We start from the raw sequence: 19,791 nt of genomic DNA, 5'->3' as shown, positions 1-19,791 counted from the left end.
ATCTGCGAAAGGGCAGTTGGGAATCAAATACCCAATTCCTGAGCCAATGCTTGGGCACGTTTGAGTACATCACCTTCCGCTTCTTCCAGCAATTCCTGCACTGTCTCGGCAGCGGCATCGCGGTCGCCGATTTCGAGATACATTTTGGCAAGGTCGTATTTCGCTTCGGACGGTGCGTCAGAACCCACAGATTCCGAAGTGAAACCGGTATCTGCATTGTTCGGGATATTCTCTTCCGCAAGGGAAATGCTCCAATCTACCGTTTCCTTCTCGCCGTCTTTCAGGAAGTCGGGCAAAGCGTCTGCCTCAGAGGTGTTGGAATCAGGCATTTCCAAAGTGATTTCCGCTGTTTTTTCCTCAACGGCAGGTACTTCAGAAGGTTGAAGTAATGCGGACAAATCGTCGGCAACGGTGTGGAAGTTGGGCGTTTCGGCAACAGTTTCCGTTATATTTTCCTCAACAGCCGGTGCTTCAGAAGGCTGAAGCAGTGCGGACAAATCGTCTGCGGCGGTGTGGAAGTCGGGCGTTTCGGCAACAGTTTCCGTTACATTTTCCTCAACGGCAGGTACTTCAGAAGGTTGAAGTAATGCGGACAAATCGTCGGCAACGGTGTGGAAGTCGGGCGTTTCGGCAACAGTTTCCGACGCATTTTCTTCAACAGCCGGTGCTTCAAATTCCTCAACAGCAGGTACTTCAGCAGGCTGAAGTAATGCGGACAAATCGTCGGCAACGGTGTGGAAGTCGGGCGTTTTATCAACGGTTTCCGCTGCTTTTTCTTCAACAGCCGGTGCTTCAAATTTCTCAACGGCCGGTGCTTCAGAAGGCTGAAGCAATGCGGATAAATCGTCTGCGGTGGCTTTGAAATCAGCTATTTCGGCAACGGCTTCTGCTGCGGTTTCCCCAACATCAGGCGTTTCAAACGGTTGCAGCAGCGCGGACAAATCATCGGCAACGGTTTCCGTTACATTTTCCTCAACAGCCGGTGCTTCAGCAGGCTGAAGCAATGCGGACAAATCGTCTGCGGTGGCGTTGAAATCGGGCGTTCCAGGCGCAGTTTCCGCGACGGCATCGGTTTCGTACACTTTCAGGAAATCGTGCAACTCTTCCGGTGTTTGGACTTCGGCAACTGTTTTTTCCAAGATGGTTTCGGGCGAGGAAGCCTTCAGGAAGCCTGCTAGTCCGAAGGGTGCGGCAGGTTTTGCGGAAGCTGTTTCTTCTGTTCCGATATGGTTGTTTGGGAACAGGTTGTTGTAGAAATCGGTATCGATGGTTTCCGGTTTGTTTTCGGCAGTTTGGGCGACAGATTCCGGTTTGGGCGTGTCGATGACGATTTTAACAGGGTTGTACGGGTTGAAGGTCTCGGGCTCGTACACGCTGTCTGTGGATTCGATTTTGTTCCAATCGGCATCCGCACGTTTTTGGGTTTCTTCATCCTGCGTAAGTGCGCCGGATAAAATGCCGTTTTGCGCGGCTGCCAGGCTGTCAAAATCCAAGTCGATGCGGTTGGAAGGCGTATCGGTTTCGACATCGAACGTTTGTTTTGCCGACAACTCTTCTTCAGATTCCCTACCTAAGGCAAGTGTGTCGTTTACATCATTTTTCGGAGCGGGTTCGGGCGTTGCCGGAGTTTCGACTTCGGCAAAGGTGATTTCTATGCCGTCGTCTGCCGCGTTGTCAAGGTCAGGCTCTTCTTCAGGGAAGGATTCTTCGGTACGGCGCGCGCGTTTGGATTGGGCAAGGCGCAAAAGCAGCAGCAGGGCAATCAATGCCGCGCCTCCGCCGGCAAGCAGCAAGGTGTACGAACCGTCGAACAGACCGTCAAACAGTCCGCTTTCGGTTTCTTCTTCGGCAGGAACCTGTTCGACAGGTTCGGCAACGGGTTCGGCGGCAACTTCACTGGCTGTTTCCGCAACAGGTTCGGAAACGGCGTTGCCGATTTCGTCGGTCGGCGTGTCGATGGCAGAAGCGGCGGCTTCTTGGGGGGCGGATTCGGCAGCAGTTTCCGATGCGGCAGTATTTGCAGCGGGTACAGGTTCGGGTTGGCGTTCTGTCGCCGAAGCCGGAGTTTCGGACACTGCGGGTTTGGGTTCGGGTCGAACGGCCGGTTTTTCCGCTTTTGCTTCGGGCGCGGCAACTTTTGCTTCAGGTTTTTCAACCGGTTTTTCGACAGGTTTCTCTATCGGTTTCTCTACCGTTGCCTGTTTGGACGGTTCAGACGGCATGGATGCGGTTTCGGCTTTGGGTTTCGCCGTTTGCGGTTTGGGTTGTTCCGCTTTGATTTTTTTGGGTGCTGCCGCTTTGATTCTGTTCAGATTCGGAATGTGAAGCACGCTGCCCGCACGCAGTCTGCCGTGTGCGGAAACATTTGGGTTTGCCTTCAGTAGCGCATCGGCAACCTGTTCGAGCGTCAGGTGTTTCGGACGGATGGCGGCGGCAATCTGTTTGAGCGTTTCGCCTTTGCGGACGGTATGGGTTTTACCGTTGTGCGCCGGTTTGACGGCTGCGTTTGCGCTGTCTTTTTTATCGGTTTTGCGGAGGGCTTGGGCGTTTTGATTTTCTTGGGACTCTGCTGTCGGAGCGGTTTTGCGGTGTGTCTTGCCGTCTGAAAGTGCAGATTTGGTTTTGGGCGAGTAGCCGACAGGATCGAGGATGGCGGTGTATTCGCGTACCTGCGCGCCTGCACCGATGCGGAACACCAGGACGGGATCGCGGACTGCCTGCGCGGAAGAAACGGCAATGACGGCTTTGTCGCCCAACCTGTGGACTTTGGCGGTCAGGCCTTTTTCGGAAACGGTAACGCTGCCGCCGCCTAGCAGGGCTTTGGCTTCTTCGCCGGTTACGGTAATGCTGCCGGAAAAGGGTTCGTCAAGGTTGGACTGGATATTCAGCCCGCCCAGTCCCGCATGTGCTTGAAAGGATGCGGCAAGTGCGACGGAGGCGGCAATCAGTTTGATTTGTCTGTTGTTTTTCAAGATGTATCCCCTGTGGGTTGACGGCTGAATACGGTTTGACCGCGTACAGTCTGTAAATTTCGTCATCAGGCATCGGCAATACGGACGATAGGGTGCGGATAAGCAGAGGTCCCGGCCGAAACTGTATTTTAAAGCCAATTTTACAAATTATGACATATCTCCATCTTTTTTCAAAAACATCTGTGCATATTTGCATTAATCAAAACAAAATTTGTTGGTTTTGCAGGTGCAAAAACAGGGTTCTGCCTGTATGATTAGCGTTTATTTGATTTGCTTTCTCATTTGGATATGAAATTTGTCAGCGACCTTTTTTCCATCATCCTGTTTTTCGCCACCTATACCGTTACCAAAAACATGATTGCCGCTACGGCGGTTGCCTTGGTTGCAGGCGTGGTTCAGACGGCTTTTCTGTATTGGAAATATAAAAAGCTGGATACGATGCAGTGGGTCGGACTGGTGCTGATTGTCGTATTCGGCGGCGCAACCATTGTTTTGGGCGATAGCCGCTTCATTATGTGGAAGCCGACAGTATTGTTCTGGTGCGGGGCGTTATTCCTGCTGGGCAGCCACCTTGCGGGTAAAAACGGCTTGAAGGCGAGTATCGGCAGGGAGATTCAGCTTCCGGATGCTGTATGGGCGAAATTGACTTATATGTGGGTCGGTTTTCTGATTTTTATGGGTATTGCCAACTGGTTTGTGTTTACTAGGTTTGAAGCGCAATGGGTTAACTATAAGATGTTCGGTTCGACTGCGCTGATGCTTGTTTTCTTTATTATTCAGGGTATTTATCTGAGTACCTATCTGAAAAAGGAGGATTGACTGTGGAATATTTTATGTTGCTGGCAACAGACGGGGAGAATGTGCATGAAGCGCGTATGGCGGCACGTCCCGAACATCTCAAACGCTTGGAGGTGCTGAAATCGGAAGGCCGGCTGCTGACCGCGGGTCCGAATCCTTTGCCGGAGGATTCGAACCGCGTTTCGGGTAGTTTGATTGTGGCGCAGTTCGAGTCTTTGGATGCGGCGCAGGCTTGGGCGGAAGACGATCCCTATGTTCATGCCGGCGTGTACAGCGAAGTGCTGATCAAGCCGTTTAAAGCGGTGTTCAAATAATGCCGGCCGTCGATTTGATCCGCGAACGCCTGCAGACGCTCGATCCTCTGGTGTTGGAAATCGGCGATGAGAGCCATCTGCACAGGGGACACGCGGGCAATACCGGCGGCGGACATTATGCTGTTTTGGTTGTCAGCGGCCGTTTTGAAGGCGTAAGCCGCCTGAACCGCCAGAAAACGGTCAAATCGCTGCTCAAAGATTTGTTTGCAGACGGCATCATCCACGCGCTCGGCATCCGGGCGGCTGCCCCTGACGAGTATTTCCATACGGCGGACTGAATGAAGTCTGCCCGAACATTTCAATTTAAAATTTAAAGAGAGAAGATTATGAAAGCAAAAATCCTGACTTCCGTTGCACTGCTTGCCTGTTCCGGCAGCCTGTTTGCCCAAACACTGGCAACCGTCAACGGTCAAAAAATCGACAGTTCCGTCATCGATGCGCAGGTTGCCGCATTCCGTGCGGAAAACAGCCGTGCCGAAGACACGCCGCAACTGCGCCAATCCCTGCTGGAAAACGAAGTGGTCAACACCGTGGTCGCACAGGAAGTGAAACGCCTGAAACTCGACCAGTCGGCAGAGTTTAAAGACGCGCTTGCCAAATTGCGTGCCGAAGCGAAAAAGTCGGGCGACGACAAGAAACCGTCCTTCAAAACCGTTTGGCAGGCGGTAGAATATGGCTTGAACGGCGAGGCATACGCGCTGCATATCGCCAAAACCCAACCGGTTTCCGAGCAGGAAGTAAAAGCCGTTTACGACAATATCAGCGGTTTTTATAAAGGTACGCAGGAAGTCCAGTTGGGCGAAATCCTGACCGACAAGGAAGAAAATGCGAAAAAAGCGGTTGCCGATCTGAAGGCGAAAAAAGGTTTCGATGCTGTTTTGAAACAATATTCCCTCAACGACCATACCAAACAGACCGGCGCGCCGGTTGGATATGTGCCGCTGAAAGATTTGGAACAGGGTGTTCCGCCGCTTTATCAGGCAATTAAGGACTTGAAAAAAGGCGAATTTACGGCAACACCGCTGAAAAACGGCGATTTCTACGGCGTTTATTATGTTAACGACCGCCGCGATGTGAAAGTGCCTTCTTTTGAGGAAATGAAGGAACAGATTGCCGGCAACCTTCAGGCGGAACGGATTGACCGTGCCGTCGGCGCGCTGTTGGGCAAGGCAGACATCAAACCTGCAAAATAATCTGAAAACGGGATACGGAGGCAAGACGTTCAGACAGGCGTTTTGCCGCCGCACAGGACAGGGAATACCATGAAACAGAAAAAAACCGCTGCCGCAGTTATTGCTGCAATGTTGGCAGGTTTTGCGGCAGCCAAAGTACCCGAAATCGACCCGGCTTTGGTGGATACGCTGGTGGCGCAGATTATGCAGCAGGCAGACCGGCATACGGAGCAGTCCCAAAAACCGGACGGGCAGGCTGTCCGAAACGATGCCGTCCGCCGGCTGCAAACTTTGGAAGTTTTGAAAAACAGGGCATTGAAGGAAGGTTTGGATAAGGATAAGGATGTCCAAAACCGCTTTAAAATCGCCGAAGCGTCTTTTTATGCCGAGGAATACGTCCGTTTTCTGGAGCGTTCGGAAACGGTTTCCGAAGACGAGCTGCACAAGTTTTACGAACAGCAAATCCGCATGATCAAATTGCAGCAGGTCGGTTTTGCCACGGAGGATGAGGCGCGTCAGGCGCAGCAGCTCCTGCTCAAAGGGCTGTCTTTTGAAGGGCTGATGAAGCGTTATCCGAACGACGAACAGGCTTTTGACGGTTTCATTATGGCGCAGCAGCTTCCCGAACCGCTGGCTTCGCAGTTTGCCGCGATGAATCGGGGCGACGTTACCCGCAATCCGGTCAAATTGGGCGAACGCTATTACCTGTTCAAACTCAGCGAGGTTGGGAAAAACCCCGACGCGCAGCCCTTCGAGCTGGTCAGAAACCAATTGGAACAAGGTTTGAAACAGGAAAAAGCCCGCTTGAAAATCGATGCCCTTTTGGAAGAAAACGGTGTCAAACCGTAATGGCATTTCCGATACCGATGCCGTCTGAAGCCTTTTCAGACGGCATTGCACGTTCAGGTAAGGAGGACGGCTTATGCGTGCGGTCATACAGAAAACGGTAGGTGCAAAGGTGGATGTCGTGTCCGAAAGCGGTGCGGAAACCTGCGGCAAAATTGACGGCGGATTCGTCGTGCTGCTCGGCGTAACACATGATGATACCGAGAAAGATGCGCAATATATTGCCGACAAAATTGCCCATTTACGCGTGTTTGAAGACGAAGCGGGTAAGCTGAACCTGTCTTTGAAAGATGTCGGGGGCTCCGTGCTGCTGGTGTCGCAGTTTACGCTTTATGCCGACGCGGCAAGCGGGCGGCGGCCGTCGTTTTCCCAAGCCGCACCTGCAGAACAGGCGCAGCAGCTTTACCTGCGAACGGCGGAACTGTTGCGCGGACACGGGATTCATGTCGAAACAGGGCGTTTCCGCACGCATATGCAGGTGTCGCTCTGCAACGACGGGCCGGTAACCATACTGCTGGACTCTTTCATGACGCGGATTTCCCCAAAAATGAAGGTTGTTCCGGATTGAAATTGAATCCGCAATGATGAAATATCGACAATGAACGACAATACACACACCCTTCCCCCGCGCCGCCTTTCCGTCGCCCCGATGCTCGACTGGACGGACAGGCACTACCGTTATATGGCACGCCAGATTACCCGAAATGCTTGGCTGTACAGCGAAATGGTCAATGCCGGTGCGATTGTTTACGGCGACAAAGACCGCTTTTTGATGTTCAACGAAGGCGAGCAGCCCGTCGCCCTGCAACTGGGCGGCAGCGACCCGTCCGATTTGGCGAAAGCCGCCAAAGCCGCCGAGGCATACGGTTACAACGAGGTCAACCTCAACTGCGGCTGCCCCAGTCCGCGCGTGCAGAAAGGTTCGTTCGGCGCGTGTCTGATGAACGAAGTCGGGCTGGTTGCCGACTGCCTTAACGCGATGCAGGACGCGGTCGGTATTCCCGTTACCGTCAAACATCGCATCGGCGTGGACAGGCAGACCGAATACCAAACCGTTGCCGATTTCGTCGGCACGCTGCGCGACAAAACCGCCTGCAAAACCTTTATCGTCCACGCCCGCAACGCATGGCTGGACGGTCTTTCCCCCAAAGAAAACCGCGACGTTCCGCCCTTGAAATACGATTATGTTTACCGCCTCAAGCAAGAGTTTCCCGAGCTGGAAATCATCATCAACGGCGGCATCACGACCAATGAGGAAATCGCGCAACACCTGCAACACGTTGACGGCGTGATGGTCGGGCGCGAGGCGTACCACAACCCGATGGTGATGCGCGAATGGGACAGGCTGTTTTACGGCGATACCCGCAGCCCGATTGAATACGCCGATTTGGTGCGGCGGCTGTTTGTGTATAGCCAAGCCCAAATCCAAGCCGGATGCGGCACAATCTTGCGCCACATCGTCCGCCACAGCCTCGGGCTGATGCACGGCTTGAAAGGCGCGCGGACTTGGCGGCGTATGCTTTCCGATGCAACGCTCTTGAAAGACAACGACGGTGGCCTGATTCTTGAAGCATGGAAAGAGGTCGAGCGGGCAAATACGCGCGAATAGGGCGGGCTGTATGTGTGAAATGCCGTCTGAAGGTTTCAGACGGCATTTGTGCGTTTGTCGGGCGGTGTTTAGGGAGCGGTAATGGCGTGTTTCGGCACTTTGCCCATATCCCAGTGCGCCACAGCCCAGTCGAGCAGTTCGGCAGGGCGGTCGGTTTCCGGTGCTTCGGGCAGGTTGAGGTAACGGAACACTTGGCGGAGGAGTTGTTCGCGGCGGTTTAAATCCAATGCGGGGGCGAGCGTCTGTTTCGACCATTTCTGCCCTTGCGCGTTGGTCAGGAGCGGCAGGTGGGCATATTGCGGTGTAGGAACGCCCAAACACTGCTGCAAATAGATTTGGCGCGGCGTGGAAACGAGCAGGTCTTGCCCGCGGACGATGTGGGTAACGCCCTGTTCGGCATCGTCGGCAACGACGGCGAGTTGGTATGCCCAGTAACCGTCTGCACGAAGCAGGACGAAATCGCCGATGTCGCGGGCGAGGTTTTGGGCGTAACCGCCGACGATGCCGTCTGAAAAGCCGATGTCGCGGTCGGGGACGCGGATGCGCCACGCAGGCTGTTTGCCTTGCAGTGCAGGGCGTTGCTGCGGATTGCGGCAACGTCCGTTATAGACGAATCCGTCTGCGCCGTGGACTGCCGCAGCCTGCCAGTCTTTGCGGCTGCAATGGCAGGGATAGACCAGTCCGGCGGTTTTCAGACGGCATAGTGTTTCTTCATACAGGGCGTAACGGAGGCTCTGATAGGCGACTTCTCCGTCCCACTCGAATCCGAATGCCTCAAGCGTGTGCAGGATATGGCTTGCCGCCCCCGGCATTTCCCGGGGCGGATCGAGGTCTTCCATACGGATCAGCCATTTTCCGCCGTTTGAGCGCGCATCGGCATAGGAAGCGACGGCGGTCAGCAGCGAGCCGATGTGGAGCAGTCCGGTCGGGCTGGGGGCAAAACGTCCTGTGTACATATCCGGTACAGCCCCTTTATTTAAGACTATTAATCAAAGCCATTATCTCATCTTTATTCAGTTCCATCCCGGGCTCTTCAAGCAAGGTTAAATCATATAAGGCATTATATTGCTCTTCGGTAGCTGAATCATCAACTTCGCCACTCGTGCTTGTACTAACACAGCAGTTTCTCATTGGCGTTCCCCTGTTACAATTGCACTAATGCAAGTGTAACAATCTCCACACCCAGCATCATTTGCATGATGCGGGATATTTTTTAAGGAAATTTTATGGAGTTTTTTTTAGCGGTTTGGCATTCAATATTTGATTTCATAACTGGTCTATTTATATTTAAACCATGGGAAGAAGATACGGCAAAAAATAAAATAAAAAGTTTAGCTTTACTTTTCTTTCTGACAATTTGTGGCTTTATTTTTTATATTTTAGTCTTTTAAAGCAAAGCACATAAAAAACATGAAAATAATGAAAAATCAATAGCAAAATTATTCATTATTAACCCATACTCCACCATTTAGCTTGTTTCTTCTGTATTTGCCGCTCTGCTTGGCGTTGCTGCTCTATCGCTTGGTTAGCTGCACCATAATTGCGCTCTGACATAAGACCGGACGAGAAAAAATCGAAGGCTCTATTTGCAATTCTCTCATTACTTGCATTTCTATCAACCAGTTTCGTCAATTCTCTATATATGGTATGGGGAGGTACCGGATCCTTAAAAATCAGATCTGAATAAATTTCATCGGGTGAAATGATTTCGAGTGCTTTTGCCATGATTCTATTTCCTTTTGTGTTGGTGGGTAATGTCGTGCATTAACTTCTTGTTGATTAATATTTTTAGGGCGAATCCTTGATATGCCGCACTGTGTCCGGTCAAAAGGGCGATGCCGTCTGAAAGCCTTTCAGACGGCATCGGGGATGAAAAGTTTAAACCAACGGTGCGAGCAGTTTTTCAAACGCTTCTTCAAATTGTTTCAAACCGTCTTCCTGCAAACGCGCCGCCAAGGTTTCGACATCGATGCCGAGCGCGGCAATTTCGGCGAGCCGCGCCTGTGCTTCGTCCGCGCCTTCGGTCAGCGTGGCTTTGGCCGTGCCGTGGTCGATAAAGGCTTTGAGCGTGGCGTCGGGGACGGTGTTGACGGTGTGCGCGCCGATCAGGCTGTCAACGTAGAGCGTGTCGGGATAGGCTGGGTTTTTCACGCCGGTAGATGCCCATAAAAGCTGCACGCGGTTTGCGCCTTGGGCTTCCAGTGCGGCAAATTCGGGGGTGCCGAAGTATTGCGCCCAGTCTTGGTAGGCGGATTTGGCAAGGGCGATGGCGATTTTGCCTTTGAGGTGGTCGGGCAGTGTTGCGTCAAGCGCGCCGTCCACACGGGAGATGAAGAAGCTGGCGACAACGTGGATATGGGCAACGCTTTGTCCGGCTGCCAAGCGTTTGGCAATGCCGCGCGCGTAGGCGGCGTAGGCTTTGAGGGTTTGGGCGCGTGAGAACAGCAGGGTCAGGTTCACGCTGATGCCGTCTGAAACGAGGGTTTCGAGCGCATCGATGCCTGCCTCGGTGGCAGGAACTTTAATCATGGCGTTTTTACGCGCGATGGCGGCATGGAGGCGGCGGGCTTCTTCAACCGTGCCTTGCGCGTCTTTGGATAATTCGGGCGAAACTTCGAGGCTGACGAAGCCGGTTTTGCCGCCGGTGGATTCGTGTTCGGCAAGGCAAACGCCGCAGGCGGCACGCACATCGGCAACCGCCATCGTTTCGTAGCGTTGTTTGGGGCTGAGGTTTTGCTGCTTGAGGGCGGCGATTTCATCAGCGTAAAGCGCGTCGCCGGCAAAGGCTTTTTGAAAGATGGCGGGATTGGAAGTTACGCCGCACACGCCTTGTTTCAGCATTTGCGCCAATTCGCCGCTTTGCACGAGCGAGCGGGAAAGGTTGTCCAGCCAGATTTGTTGTCCTAATGCTTTAACGTCCGATAAAATAGTCATTTCTGATTCCTTTGGATGGATGGGCGGGGTTTGAGGGCTTATGCTACCCCGATTCGGAAAATTTTGGTAGTTTTGTTACAGCAAAGGCGGATTGCAATGGCAGGAAACGGAAAATATCTCGACTGGGCGCGCGAAGTGTTGCACACCGAAGCGGAAGGCTTGCGCGAAATTGCGGCGGAATTGGACGAAAACTTCGCCCTTGCGGCGGATGCATTGCTGCACTGCACGGGCAGGATCGTCATCACGGGTATGGGCAAGTCGGGGCACGTCGGGCGCAAAATCGCGGCAACGATGGCCTCGACCGGCACACCCGCGTTTTTCGTCCACCCCGCCGAAGCGGCACACGGCGATTTGGGCATGATTGTGGACAACGACGTGGTCGTCGCCATTTCCAATTCCGGCGAAAGCGACGAAATCGCCGCCATCATCCCCGCGCTCAAACGCAAAAACATCACGCTTGTCTGCATTACCGCCCGCCCCGGTTCGACAATGGCGCGCTATGCCGACATCCACATTACCGCATCGGTTTCACAAGAAGCCTGCCCGCTGGGGCTTGCCCCGACCAGCAGTACCACCGCCGTCATGGCTTTGGGCGACGCGTTGGCGGTCGTCCTGCTGCGCGCACGCGCGTTCACGCCCGACGACTTCGCCTTGAGCCACCCTGCCGGCAGCCTCGGCAAACGCCTGCTTTTGCGCGTTGCCGACATTATGCACAAAGGCGGCGGACTGCCCGCCGTCCGACTCGGAACGCCTTTAAAAGAAGCCATCGTCAGTATGAGCGAAAAAGGGCTGGGGATGCTGGCGGTAACGGACGGGCAAGGCCGTCTGAAAGGCGTGTTCACCGACGGCGATTTGCGCCGCCTGTTCCAACGGCGCGACAGCCTTGCCGGCCTTCAGGTGGAGGAAATGATGCATACGCAGCCCAAAACCATCGCCGCCGGATGCCTTGCCGCCGAAGCGTTGAAAGTGATGCAGGCAAACCATATCAACGGTCTTTTGGTAACCGATGCCGACGGCGTGCTGATCGGCGCGCTGAATATGCACGACCTGCTGGCGGCACGGATTGTATAAGGCGTTGCAGCCGTTTCAGACGGCATTTGTGCTAAAATGTGCCGTCTGAAAACAAGGAAATCCCATGCAGGCAATTTCTCCCGAATTACAGGCGCGCGCCGCCAAAATCAAACTGCTGATATTGGATGTGGACGGCGTTTTGACCGACGGGCGCATCTTCATCCGCGACGACGGCGAAGAAATCAAATCGTTCCACACACTGGACGGACACGGTCTGAAAATGCTTCAGGCAAGCGGCGTGCAGACTGCGATTATCACAGGTCGGGACGCGCCCTCCGTCGGCATCCGCGTCAAACAGTTGGGCATAAATTACTACTTCAAAGGCATTTCGGACAAACGCGTCGCGTATGAAGAATTGCGGGCGCAGGCGGGCGTGGAAGAAGCCGAGTGTGCCTTTGTCGGCGACGACATGGTCGATTTGCCGGTGATGGTGCGCTGCGGATTGCCGGTTGCCGTCCCCGACGCGCATTGGTTTACGCTGCAACACGCCGCCTATATTGCCAAACGCCCAGGCGGTGCGGGCGCGGTGCGCGAAGTGTGCGACCTGATTATGCGCGCGAAAGGTACGCTGGGCGCGGCTTTGAACGAGTACATCAAATGAAAGTAAGATGGCGGTACGGAATTGCGTTCCCATTGATATTGGCGGTTGCCTTGGGTGGTCTGTCGGCATGGTTGGGTCGTATCAGCGAAGTCGAAATCGAGGAAGTCAGGCTCAATCCCGACGAACCTCAATACACAATGGACGGCTTGGACGGCAGGCGGTTTGACGAACAGGGATACTTGAAAGAACATTTGAGCTCGAAGGGCGCGAAACAGTTTCCCGAAAGCAGCGACATCCATTTTGATTCGCCGCACCTTTCCTTCTTCCAAGAAGGCAGGTTGTTGTACGAAGTCGGCAGCGACGAAGCCGTTTACCATACCGAAAACAAACAGGTTCTTTTTAAAAACAACGTTGTGCTGACCAAAACCGCCGACGGCAAACGGCAGGCGGGTAAAGTTGAAACCGAAAAGCTGCACGTCGATACCGAATCTCAATATGCCCAAACCGACACACCCGTCAGCTTTCAATACGGCGCGTCGCACGGGCAGGCGGGCGGCATGACTTACGACCACAAAACAGGCCTGTTGAATTTTCAATCCAAAGTGAAAGCCACGATTTATGATACAAAAAATATGTAAAATTTTTGTTTTAATGGCATTTTTTTCGGCATCCCCCGCTTTTGCCCTTCAAAGCGACAGCAGGCAGCCTATTCAGATTGAGGCCGACCAAGGTTCGCTAGACCAGGCAAACCAAAGCACCACCTTTAGCGGCAATGTCGTCATCAGACAGGGGACGCTCAATATTGCCGCCGCCCGCGTCAACGTAACGCGTAATGGCAAAGGCGAACAGTTTATGAAGGCCGACGGCTCGCCCGTGCGCTTCAGCCAAACGTTGGACGGGGGCAAAGGGACGGTGCGCGGTCAGGCAAACAACGTTGCTTATTCGTCTGCAGGCAGCACCGTAGTCTTAACCGGTAATGCCAAAGTACAGCGAGGCGGCGATGTCGCCGAAGGCGCGGTGATTACATACAACACCAAAACCGAAGTCTATACCATCAGCGGCAGCACAAAATCCGGCGCAAAATCCGCTTCCAAATCCGGCAGGGTCAGCGTCATCATCCAGCCTTCGAGTACGCAAAAATCCGAATAATCCCAAAATGCCGTCTGAAACATAAACCCGCTTCGGACGGCATATGCCGACCGAAGATATTGAAGAGATATTTATGAGCGCAAACGTCAGCCGCCTTGTTGTTCAAAACCTGCAAAAAAGTTTCAAAAAACGCCAAGTCGTCAAAAGTTTTTCCCTCGAAATCGAAAGCGGGGAAGTCGTCGGCCTGCTCGGGCCCAACGGTGCGGGAAAAACCACCAGTTTCTACATGATTGTCGGACTCATTGCCGCCGATGCGGGCAGCGTGATGCTGGACGGGCAGGAATTGCGCCACCTGCCCATACACGAACGCGCCCGCCTGGGTGTCGGCTACCTGCCGCAGGAAGCCTCGATTTTCCGCAAAATGACCGTCGAACAAAACATCCGCGCCATTTTAGAAATCAGTACCAAAGACAAAAGCCTCATCGACGGCGAAGTTGAAAAACTGCTTGCCGACCTGAATATCGAGCGTTTGCGCAATAATCCTGCTCCATCTTTGTCGGGTGGCGAACGCCGACGCGTCGAAATCGCCCGCGTACTCGCCATGAAACCGCATTTTATTTTGCTGGATGAGCCTTTTGCCGGTGTCGATCCGATTGCCGTCATCGACATCCAGAAAATCATCGGTTTCCTCAAATCGCGCGGCATCGGCGTACTGATTACCGACCACAACGTACGCGAAACCCTCAGCATTTGCGACCGCGCCTACATTATTTCAGACGGCACGGTGTTGGCATCGGGAAAACCTGATGATTTGGTCGGAAACGAACAGGTTCGTTCTGTTTATCTGGGTGAGAACTTCAAATATTGAGAATATTTTTCAGACGGGCGGCCTAATATCGTCGGGCAGGCGGCAAAAATACGGATTTATACTGTTTTTACATAAATTAATTCAAATTTAAAACATTGACTTAAACCTGTTTCCAAAGAATATTGCTCGATATGCTTGCATGTCGTCCCGTAATTTGGTTTAATACGCATCTCTTAACGATACAGACAAAGGCCAGATAGCTCAGTTGGTAGAGCAACGGATTGAAAATCCGTGTGTCGGCGGTTCGATTCCGCCTCTGGCCACCAAAAAACCGCTTATAAGCGGTTATTTTTTTGCCTGCCGTTTTCGGCAGCAGTCCCGCACCGCAAATGCCTGCTATGCACGATACGGTTTTTACGGCTGTCGGGCAGGTAAAAACCAGAAAACATATGCCGTCCGAACCGCAGTTCAGACGGCATTTCCATATCTGAAATAATCAGTCCGTATCGCTTTCGGGCAATTCTGCCGAACCCATGCGTCTGAGCACGATATTGGTTTTGTTGCGCAGGCGTTTGCTTTTCGGATGGTCGGCGTAGTAGAGCGGGGCGGGGACGCGGGCAGTCAGTTTCGCCGCCTGCTGTTTGGTCAGGTCTGCGGCCGGTTTTTTATAAAAATACCGGGACGCGGCTTCCGCGCCGAAAACGCCGTAGTGCCATTCGATTGAGTTTAAATACAGCTCAAAAATCCTGTCTTTGTCGGTAACGGCTTCCATCATTGCCGTAATGGCAGCCTCTTCCCCTTTGCGCAAATAGCTGCGGCTTTCGTTGAGGAAGAGGTTTTTGGCAAGCTGCTGGCTGATGGTCGATCCGCCCGCCTTCACTTCGCCGTTGTTCCGGTTGCGCCTGATGGCGTTTTGAATGCCGCCCCAATCGAAGCCGCCGTGTCCGGCAAAATGGGCATCTTCGGAAGCAATCAGGGCTTTTTTCAGGTTGGTGGAAATGCGGTCGTAGGAAACCCAACGGTAATCCAGGGCGACATTGCGTCCTTCTTGTTCAAACTGCTTCATCCGCATCGACATAAAGGCGGTTTTGCTGGGCGCGACGGCACGGTAGGTAATGATGTTGCCGTACACATAGGCATTGAAAAAGATAAAGATGCCGATGGGCAGGGCAATCAGCCATTTGATAATGCGGAACATGGTTACAGGGCTTTCATGTATTCGATAACGGGGCGGATATCGGGCGTAAATCTGCGCCAGAGGGAGTAGGAAGTGGCAGCCTGACCGACCAGCATGCCCAGGCCGTCTGAAACTTCGGCTGCGCCGTTGCTTTGGGCAAAGTTCAAAAACGCCTGCGCCGCTTCGCCGTAAACCATATCGTAGGCAAGGCGGCAGTTGCGGAAAATTTTAGGGCTGACGGCAGGAAGCTGACCGCTCAAGCCGCCCGACGTGCCGTTGATGACGATGTCGAAACCGCCGTTCAAATCCGTCATCGGGACGGCTTCAATGCCGAAAAGCTGCGCCAATTCCTCGGCTTTGGCGTGGGTACGGTTGGCAATGACGATACGGGCAGGGCGGTATTCTTTCAAAACCGGAATCACGCCGCGCACCGCGCCGCCTGCGCCCAAAAGCAAAATGGTTTTGCCCTCGATGGCAATGTTTTTGACCTGCGTGATGTCGTTGGCCAAACCGATACCGTCGGTATTGTCGCCGCGCAGCTTGCCGTTTTTCAACAAAATCAGTGTATTGACCGCACCTGCCGCCAATGCGCGTTCGGAATTCTCGTCCGCCAAGTCAAACGCTTCCTGCTTGAACGGCACGGTTACGTTTGCCCCGCAACCGCCTGTTTCAAAAAATGTCGAAACCGCCTGCGCGAAACCGCCGATGTCGGCGCAAATGCGTCCGTATTCAATGGCCGCGCCTTCTTGCAGCGCAAACTGCTGATGGATTTGCGGCGACTTGCTGTGGGCGACGGGGTTGCCGAAAACGGCGTAGCGGGGGAGGGTGTGCATAGTTATATTCCATCAAGGCGGGGCGGTCATTTTATAACGGCGGCGCGAAGATGGGAACGATGCCGTCTGAACTGCTTTCAGACGGCATCTGTTTTGTCGGCATTCGGACAAAAGGGCGGGTATTCCGCTTTTGAACAGACAAACCGAAGCATATTGTTGACAATCTTGCCGTCTGAAACTATATTTTACAGCTTGGAATTTGACGCAGTGCGAGTTTCAGACGGCATGGACGTGGTAAAATCGTGCCGACTTTGCGTCAAGCCGCCGCGTTCCGCGTATTTTGCCATTTCCCTTTTTCAGGAGCTGAAGATGTCCATTAAAAACGCCGTAAAATTGATTGAAGAAAGCGAAGCCCGCTTTGTCGATTTGCGCTTTACCGATACCAAAGGCAAGCAGCACCACTTTACAGTGCCTGCGCGCATCGTGTTGGAAGACCCCGAAGAATGGTTCGAAAACGGTCAGGCGTTTGACGGTTCGTCTATCGGCGGCTGGAAAGGCATTCAGGCTTCCGATATGCAGCTGCGTCCCGATGCGTCTACAGCCTTCGTCGATCCTTTTTATGATGATGTTACCGTCGTCATTACCTGCGATGTCATCGACCCTGCCGACGGTCAGGGTTACGACCGCGACCCGCGCTCCATTGCACGCCGAGCCGAAGCCTATTTGAAATCTTCCGGCATCGGCGACACCGCCTATTTCGGCCCCGAACCCGAATTCTTCGTCTTCGACGGCGTAGAGTTTGAAACCGACATGCACAAAACCCGTTACGAAATCACTTCCGAAAGCGGCGCGTGGGCAAGCGGCCTGCATATGGACGGTCAAAACACCGGCCACCGCCCTGCCGTCAAAGGCGGTTACGCGCCCGTTGCGCCGATTGACTGCGGTCAGGATTTGCGTTCGGCGATGGTGAACATTTTGGAAGGACTCGGCATCGAAGTCGAAGTGCACCACAGCGAAGTCGGTACCGGCAGCCAAATGGAAATCGGCACGAAGTTCAGCACGCTGGTCAAACGTGCCGACCAAACCCAAGATATGAAATACGTCATCCAAAACGTTGCCCACAATTTCGGCAAAACCGCCACCTTTATGCCCAAACCGATTATGGGCGACAATGGCAGCGGTATGCACGTCCACCAATCCATTTGGAAAGACGGTCAAAACCTGTTCTCAGGCGACGGCTATGCCGGTTTGAGCGACACCGCGCTCTACTACATCGGCGGCATCATCAAACACGCCAAAGCCCTGAACGCGATTACCAATCCGTCCACCAACTCTTACAAACGCCTTGTGCCGCACTTTGAAGCACCGACCAAACTGGCATACTCCGCCAAAAACCGTTCCGCGTCCATCCGCATTCCGTCCGTGAACAGCAGCAAAGCACGCCGTATCGAAGCGCGTTTCCCCGATCCGACCGCCAACCCATACTTGGCGTTTGCGGCTTTGTTGATGGCCGGTTTGGACGGTATTCAAAACAAAATTCATCCGGGCGACCCGGCCGATAAAAACCTTTACGACCTGCCGCCGGAAGAAGATGCATTGGTGCCGACCGTTTGCGCTTCTTTGGAAGAAGCCCTCGCCTCCCTCAAAGCCGATCACGAATTCCTCCTGCGCGGCGGCGTGTTCAGCAAAGACTGGATTGATAGCTACATCGCCTTTAAAGAGGAAGATGTCCGCCGCATCCGTATGGCACCTCATCCGCTGGAATTTGAAATGTATTACAGCCTGTAAACTCTCAGGTTTCAGTAGAAATGCCGTTTGAACGCAGTTTCAGACGGCATTTTGCATTGGAACGGCAAACCGGCGGCGCGTGGCGGCGTTTTTCAGCAGGCGGGCGATATTTGCTACAATAGGCTTTTGTTTTTTTTGGCTGCACGAACGATGACTGCATCGAAATCAGGTTTTATCGGGCAAATCTTTTCCCGCAATATGCTTGTCTGTATTTTTACGGGGTTTACCTCGGGGCTGCCGCTGTATTTTCTGATTAACCTGATTCCGGCGTGGTTGCGCAGCGAGCAGGTGGATTTGAAGAGCATCGGGCTGATGGCGTTAATCGGACTGCCGTTTACCTGGAAATTTTTGTGGTCTCCGCTGATGGACGCGGTCAGGCTGCCCGTTTTGGGCCGGCGGCGCGGGTGGATGCTGCTGACGCAGGCAGGGTTGCTGGCGGCTTTGGCGGCCTATGCCTTTTTAAATCCCCGTAATCATCTGCCGCTGATTGCCGGCTTGTCGGTGCTTGTCGCGTTTTTTGCCGCCAGTCAGGATATTGTATTGGATGCGTTCAGGCGCGAGATTTTGTCGGACGAAGAATTGGGTTTGGGCAACTCGGTTCACGTGAACGCCTACCGGATTGCCGCCCTGATTCCCGGTTCATTGAGTTTGGTGTTGGCAGACAGGATGCCGTGGTCAGAAGTATTTGTTATCACTTCATTATTTATGCTGCCCGGCCTTCTGATGACGCTGTTTCTCGCGCGCGAACCCGTGTTGCCGCCTTCCGTTCCTAAAACGTTGAAGCAGACCGTGGTAGAGCCGTTTAAAGAATTTTTTACGCGCAAGGGCATCGCTTCTGCTGTATGCGTGCTGCTGTTTATCTTCCTTTACAAACTCGGCGACAGTATGGCAACCGCGTTGGCAACGCCGTTTTATCTGGATATGGGTTTCAGTAAGACAGATATCGGTTTGATTGCGAAAAATGCAGGACTGTGGCCGGCAGTGGCGGCAGGTATCTTGGGCGGCGTGTGGATGCTGAAAATCGGCGTAAACAAAGCCTTGTGGCTATTCGGCGCGGTGCAGGCAATAACGGTTTTGGGGTTTGTATGGCTGGCAGGGTTCGGACATTTCGACACGGTCGGCACAGGCGAGAGGCTGATGCTGGCGGCGGTTATCGGCGCGGAAGCGGTCGGCGTGGGTTTGGGGACGGCGGCGTTTGTATCGTATATGGCGCGCGAGACCAATCCCGCATTTACCGCAACGCAGCTCGCACTGTTTACCAGCCTGTCCGCCGTGCCGCGCACGGTCATCAATTCCTTTGCCGGTTATCTGATCGAATGGATGGGCTATGTGCCGTTTTTCCGGCTGTGTTTCGTACTTGCCCTGCCGGGTATGCTGTTGTTGCTGAAAGTTGCGCCTTGGAACGGGGAAAAAACTCAGGATACAGGCAGATGAACGCGTCAAACTGGAGCGTTTACCTGATATTGTGTGAAAACAGCGCGTTCTATTGCGGCATCAGCAAGAATCCGCAACAGCGGCTTGCCGCCCACACTTCCGGCAAAGGCGCGAAATATACCCGCGTATTCAAACCGGTGGCGATGCGTATCGTTGCAGGCGGGATGGATAAAGGCACTGCGCTCAAACAGGAAATCGCCGTCAAAAAACTGACCGCCGCACAAAAACGGCAATTGTGGGAACAGGCGGAAAAAATGCCGTCTGAAACCTGACGGTTCGGGTTCGGACGGCAGTTGGCAGCAATCAGGGAAAAGCGGGGCAGGCGGCAAGGAAAACCGATGTTTCAACGTACAGGACGGCACATAAAGCGTCGCCCTGTGAAAGTGAAGGCATATATCAGTATTTTTTATACGTCAACAGAAAAGAATACGATGAACTGTTTGTTGGATTTGTATTGATTAATCA

General features: G+C 53.4%; 24 protein-coding genes and 1 tRNA gene. 17 read left to right on the top strand and 8 right to left on the bottom strand.

The window, feature by feature from the left end; genetic code table 11:
* Positions 1-23: 23 nt before the first annotated feature.
* The gene (locus Q9J80_RS02755) at positions 24-2,972 is read right to left on the bottom strand and encodes a FimV/HubP family polar landmark protein (protein WP_304672714.1); all 2,949 of its coding nucleotides are present in this window, start codon (positions 2,970-2,972) and stop codon (positions 24-26) included.
* A 288-nt stretch (positions 2,973-3,260) separates the two neighbouring features.
* Between Q9J80_RS02755 and Q9J80_RS02750 the strand changes: the two genes are divergently transcribed.
* The 7 genes from Q9J80_RS02750 to dusA all read left to right on the top strand — a co-directional run bounded on the left by Q9J80_RS02750 (position 3,261) and on the right by dusA (position 7,711).
* Entirely contained in the window at positions 3,261-3,791 is a 531-nt protein-coding gene (locus Q9J80_RS02750) for a septation protein A (RefSeq protein ID WP_304672713.1), read from the top strand.
* A 2-nt stretch (positions 3,792-3,793) separates the two neighbouring features.
* Positions 3,794-4,084, top strand: a complete 291-nt coding sequence (locus Q9J80_RS02745) for a YciI family protein (protein WP_304672712.1) — start codon at positions 3,794-3,796, stop codon at positions 4,082-4,084.
* Positions 4,084-4,362, top strand: a complete 279-nt coding sequence (locus Q9J80_RS02740) for a BolA family protein (RefSeq protein WP_304672711.1) — start codon at positions 4,084-4,086, stop codon at positions 4,360-4,362. The genes Q9J80_RS02745 and Q9J80_RS02740 overlap by 1 nt, the downstream gene beginning before the upstream one ends.
* 48 nt (positions 4,363-4,410) lie before the next feature.
* A complete protein-coding gene (locus tag Q9J80_RS02735) occupies positions 4,411-5,277 on the top strand; it encodes a peptidyl-prolyl cis-trans isomerase (protein WP_301672808.1) in 867 nt (288 codons plus the stop codon).
* A 69-nt stretch (positions 5,278-5,346) separates the two neighbouring features.
* Entirely contained in the window at positions 5,347-6,105 is a 759-nt protein-coding gene (locus Q9J80_RS02730) for a peptidylprolyl isomerase (RefSeq protein ID WP_301672809.1), read from the top strand.
* A gap of 73 nt (positions 6,106-6,178) precedes the next feature.
* Positions 6,179-6,670 (top strand): D-aminoacyl-tRNA deacylase, encoded by a 492-nt coding sequence (dtd, locus tag Q9J80_RS02725; protein WP_301672810.1) that lies wholly within the window; start codon positions 6,179-6,181, stop codon positions 6,668-6,670.
* A gap of 30 nt (positions 6,671-6,700) precedes the next feature.
* A complete protein-coding gene (dusA, locus tag Q9J80_RS02720) occupies positions 6,701-7,711 on the top strand; it encodes a tRNA dihydrouridine(20/20a) synthase DusA (RefSeq protein WP_301672811.1) in 1,011 nt (336 codons plus the stop codon).
* Between the two features lie 68 nt (positions 7,712-7,779).
* Here the strand turns inward: dusA and gluQRS are convergent, their stop codons facing one another.
* Positions 7,780-8,667: a tRNA glutamyl-Q(34) synthetase GluQRS gene (gene gluQRS / locus Q9J80_RS02715; RefSeq protein ID WP_301672812.1), complete on the bottom strand. Its 888-nt coding sequence runs from the start codon at positions 8,665-8,667 to the stop codon at positions 7,780-7,782.
* Positions 8,668-8,937: 270 nt separating this feature from the next.
* On the opposite strand from gluQRS, the gene Q9J80_RS02710 reads away from it, so the two are divergent.
* Positions 8,938-9,102, top strand: a complete 165-nt coding sequence (locus tag Q9J80_RS02710) for a hypothetical protein (RefSeq protein ID WP_003750295.1) — start codon at positions 8,938-8,940, stop codon at positions 9,100-9,102.
* Positions 9,103-9,160: 58 nt separating this feature from the next.
* On the opposite strand, the gene Q9J80_RS02705 is transcribed toward Q9J80_RS02710, so the two are convergent.
* Genes Q9J80_RS02705 through tal form a run of 3 tightly spaced genes read right to left on the bottom strand, consistent with a single transcriptional unit; the run spans position 9,161 to position 10,645 of the window.
* The gene (locus tag Q9J80_RS02705; protein WP_003750294.1) at positions 9,161-9,436 is read right to left on the bottom strand and encodes a hypothetical protein; all 276 of its coding nucleotides are present in this window, start codon (positions 9,434-9,436) and stop codon (positions 9,161-9,163) included.
* A 4-nt stretch (positions 9,437-9,440) separates the two neighbouring features.
* Entirely contained in the window at positions 9,441-9,575 is a 135-nt protein-coding gene (locus tag Q9J80_RS02700; RefSeq protein ID WP_257389826.1) for a hypothetical protein, read from the bottom strand.
* Between the two features lie 14 nt (positions 9,576-9,589).
* Positions 9,590-10,645: a transaldolase gene (gene tal / locus Q9J80_RS02695; protein WP_301672813.1), complete on the bottom strand. Its 1,056-nt coding sequence runs from the start codon at positions 10,643-10,645 to the stop codon at positions 9,590-9,592.
* 96 nt (positions 10,646-10,741) lie between these two features.
* Here tal and Q9J80_RS02690 point away from each other — a divergent pair, with 96 nt between their 5' ends.
* From Q9J80_RS02690 to Q9J80_RS02665, 6 genes are all read left to right on the top strand, one after another.
* Entirely contained in the window at positions 10,742-11,716 is a 975-nt protein-coding gene (locus tag Q9J80_RS02690) for a KpsF/GutQ family sugar-phosphate isomerase (RefSeq protein WP_301672814.1), read from the top strand.
* A 64-nt stretch (positions 11,717-11,780) separates the two neighbouring features.
* Complete coding sequence (locus tag Q9J80_RS02685; RefSeq protein WP_304672706.1) at positions 11,781-12,317, top strand: KdsC family phosphatase; 537 nt, start codon at positions 11,781-11,783, stop codon at positions 12,315-12,317.
* Positions 12,314-12,895 carry an LPS export ABC transporter periplasmic protein LptC gene (gene lptC / locus Q9J80_RS02680; protein ID WP_301672816.1) on the top strand — a complete coding sequence of 194 codons (582 nt, stop codon included), beginning with the start codon at positions 12,314-12,316 and terminating at the stop codon, positions 12,893-12,895. The genes Q9J80_RS02685 and lptC overlap by 4 nt, the downstream gene beginning before the upstream one ends.
* On the top strand, positions 12,876-13,406 hold the full coding sequence (lptA, locus tag Q9J80_RS02675; RefSeq protein WP_301672817.1) for a lipopolysaccharide transport periplasmic protein LptA: 531 nt from the start codon (positions 12,876-12,878) through the stop codon (positions 13,404-13,406). Before lptC ends, lptA begins: the two co-directional genes overlap by 20 nt.
* A 73-nt stretch (positions 13,407-13,479) precedes the next feature.
* Positions 13,480-14,214 (top strand): LPS export ABC transporter ATP-binding protein, encoded by a 735-nt coding sequence (gene lptB, locus Q9J80_RS02670; RefSeq protein WP_301672853.1) that lies wholly within the window; start codon positions 13,480-13,482, stop codon positions 14,212-14,214.
* A 190-nt stretch (positions 14,215-14,404) separates the two neighbouring features.
* A tRNA-Phe gene (locus Q9J80_RS02665) sits at positions 14,405-14,480 on the top strand.
* Between the two features lie 9 nt (positions 14,481-14,489).
* Here the strand turns inward: Q9J80_RS02665 and Q9J80_RS02660 are convergent.
* The 3 genes from Q9J80_RS02660 to aroE are packed head-to-tail and all read right to left on the bottom strand — an operon-like array spanning position 14,490 to position 16,164.
* On the bottom strand, positions 14,490-14,633 hold the full coding sequence (locus tag Q9J80_RS02660) for a hypothetical protein (RefSeq protein ID WP_304672705.1): 144 nt from the start codon (positions 14,631-14,633) through the stop codon (positions 14,490-14,492).
* Positions 14,634-14,650: 17 nt separating this feature from the next.
* The gene (gene mtgA / locus Q9J80_RS02655) at positions 14,651-15,352 is read right to left on the bottom strand and encodes a monofunctional biosynthetic peptidoglycan transglycosylase (protein ID WP_301672818.1); all 702 of its coding nucleotides are present in this window, start codon (positions 15,350-15,352) and stop codon (positions 14,651-14,653) included.
* A gap of 2 nt (positions 15,353-15,354) precedes the next feature.
* Positions 15,355-16,164, bottom strand: a complete 810-nt coding sequence (aroE, locus tag Q9J80_RS02650) for a shikimate dehydrogenase (RefSeq protein WP_301672819.1) — start codon at positions 16,162-16,164, stop codon at positions 15,355-15,357.
* 309 nt (positions 16,165-16,473) lie between these two features.
* On the opposite strand from aroE, the gene glnA reads away from it, so the two are divergent.
* From glnA to Q9J80_RS02635, 3 genes are all read left to right on the top strand, one after another.
* Positions 16,474-17,892, top strand: coding sequence for a type I glutamate--ammonia ligase (gene glnA, locus Q9J80_RS02645; RefSeq protein ID WP_304671433.1), 1,419 nt, complete (start codon positions 16,474-16,476; stop codon positions 17,890-17,892).
* Between the two features lie 150 nt (positions 17,893-18,042).
* Positions 18,043-19,326 (top strand): MFS transporter, encoded by a 1,284-nt coding sequence (locus Q9J80_RS02640; protein ID WP_301912072.1) that lies wholly within the window; start codon positions 18,043-18,045, stop codon positions 19,324-19,326.
* Positions 19,323-19,598, top strand: a complete 276-nt coding sequence (locus tag Q9J80_RS02635) for a GIY-YIG nuclease family protein (RefSeq protein WP_301912071.1) — start codon at positions 19,323-19,325, stop codon at positions 19,596-19,598. Before Q9J80_RS02640 ends, Q9J80_RS02635 begins: the two co-directional genes overlap by 4 nt.
* Positions 19,599-19,791 lie beyond the last annotated feature (193 nt).

Source organism: Neisseria blantyrii (assembly GCF_962747855.1).
Taxonomy (GTDB): Bacteria; Pseudomonadota; Gammaproteobacteria; order Burkholderiales; family Neisseriaceae; genus Neisseria; species Neisseria viridiae.
This window is presented reverse-complemented; position numbering and strand designations above follow the sequence as displayed.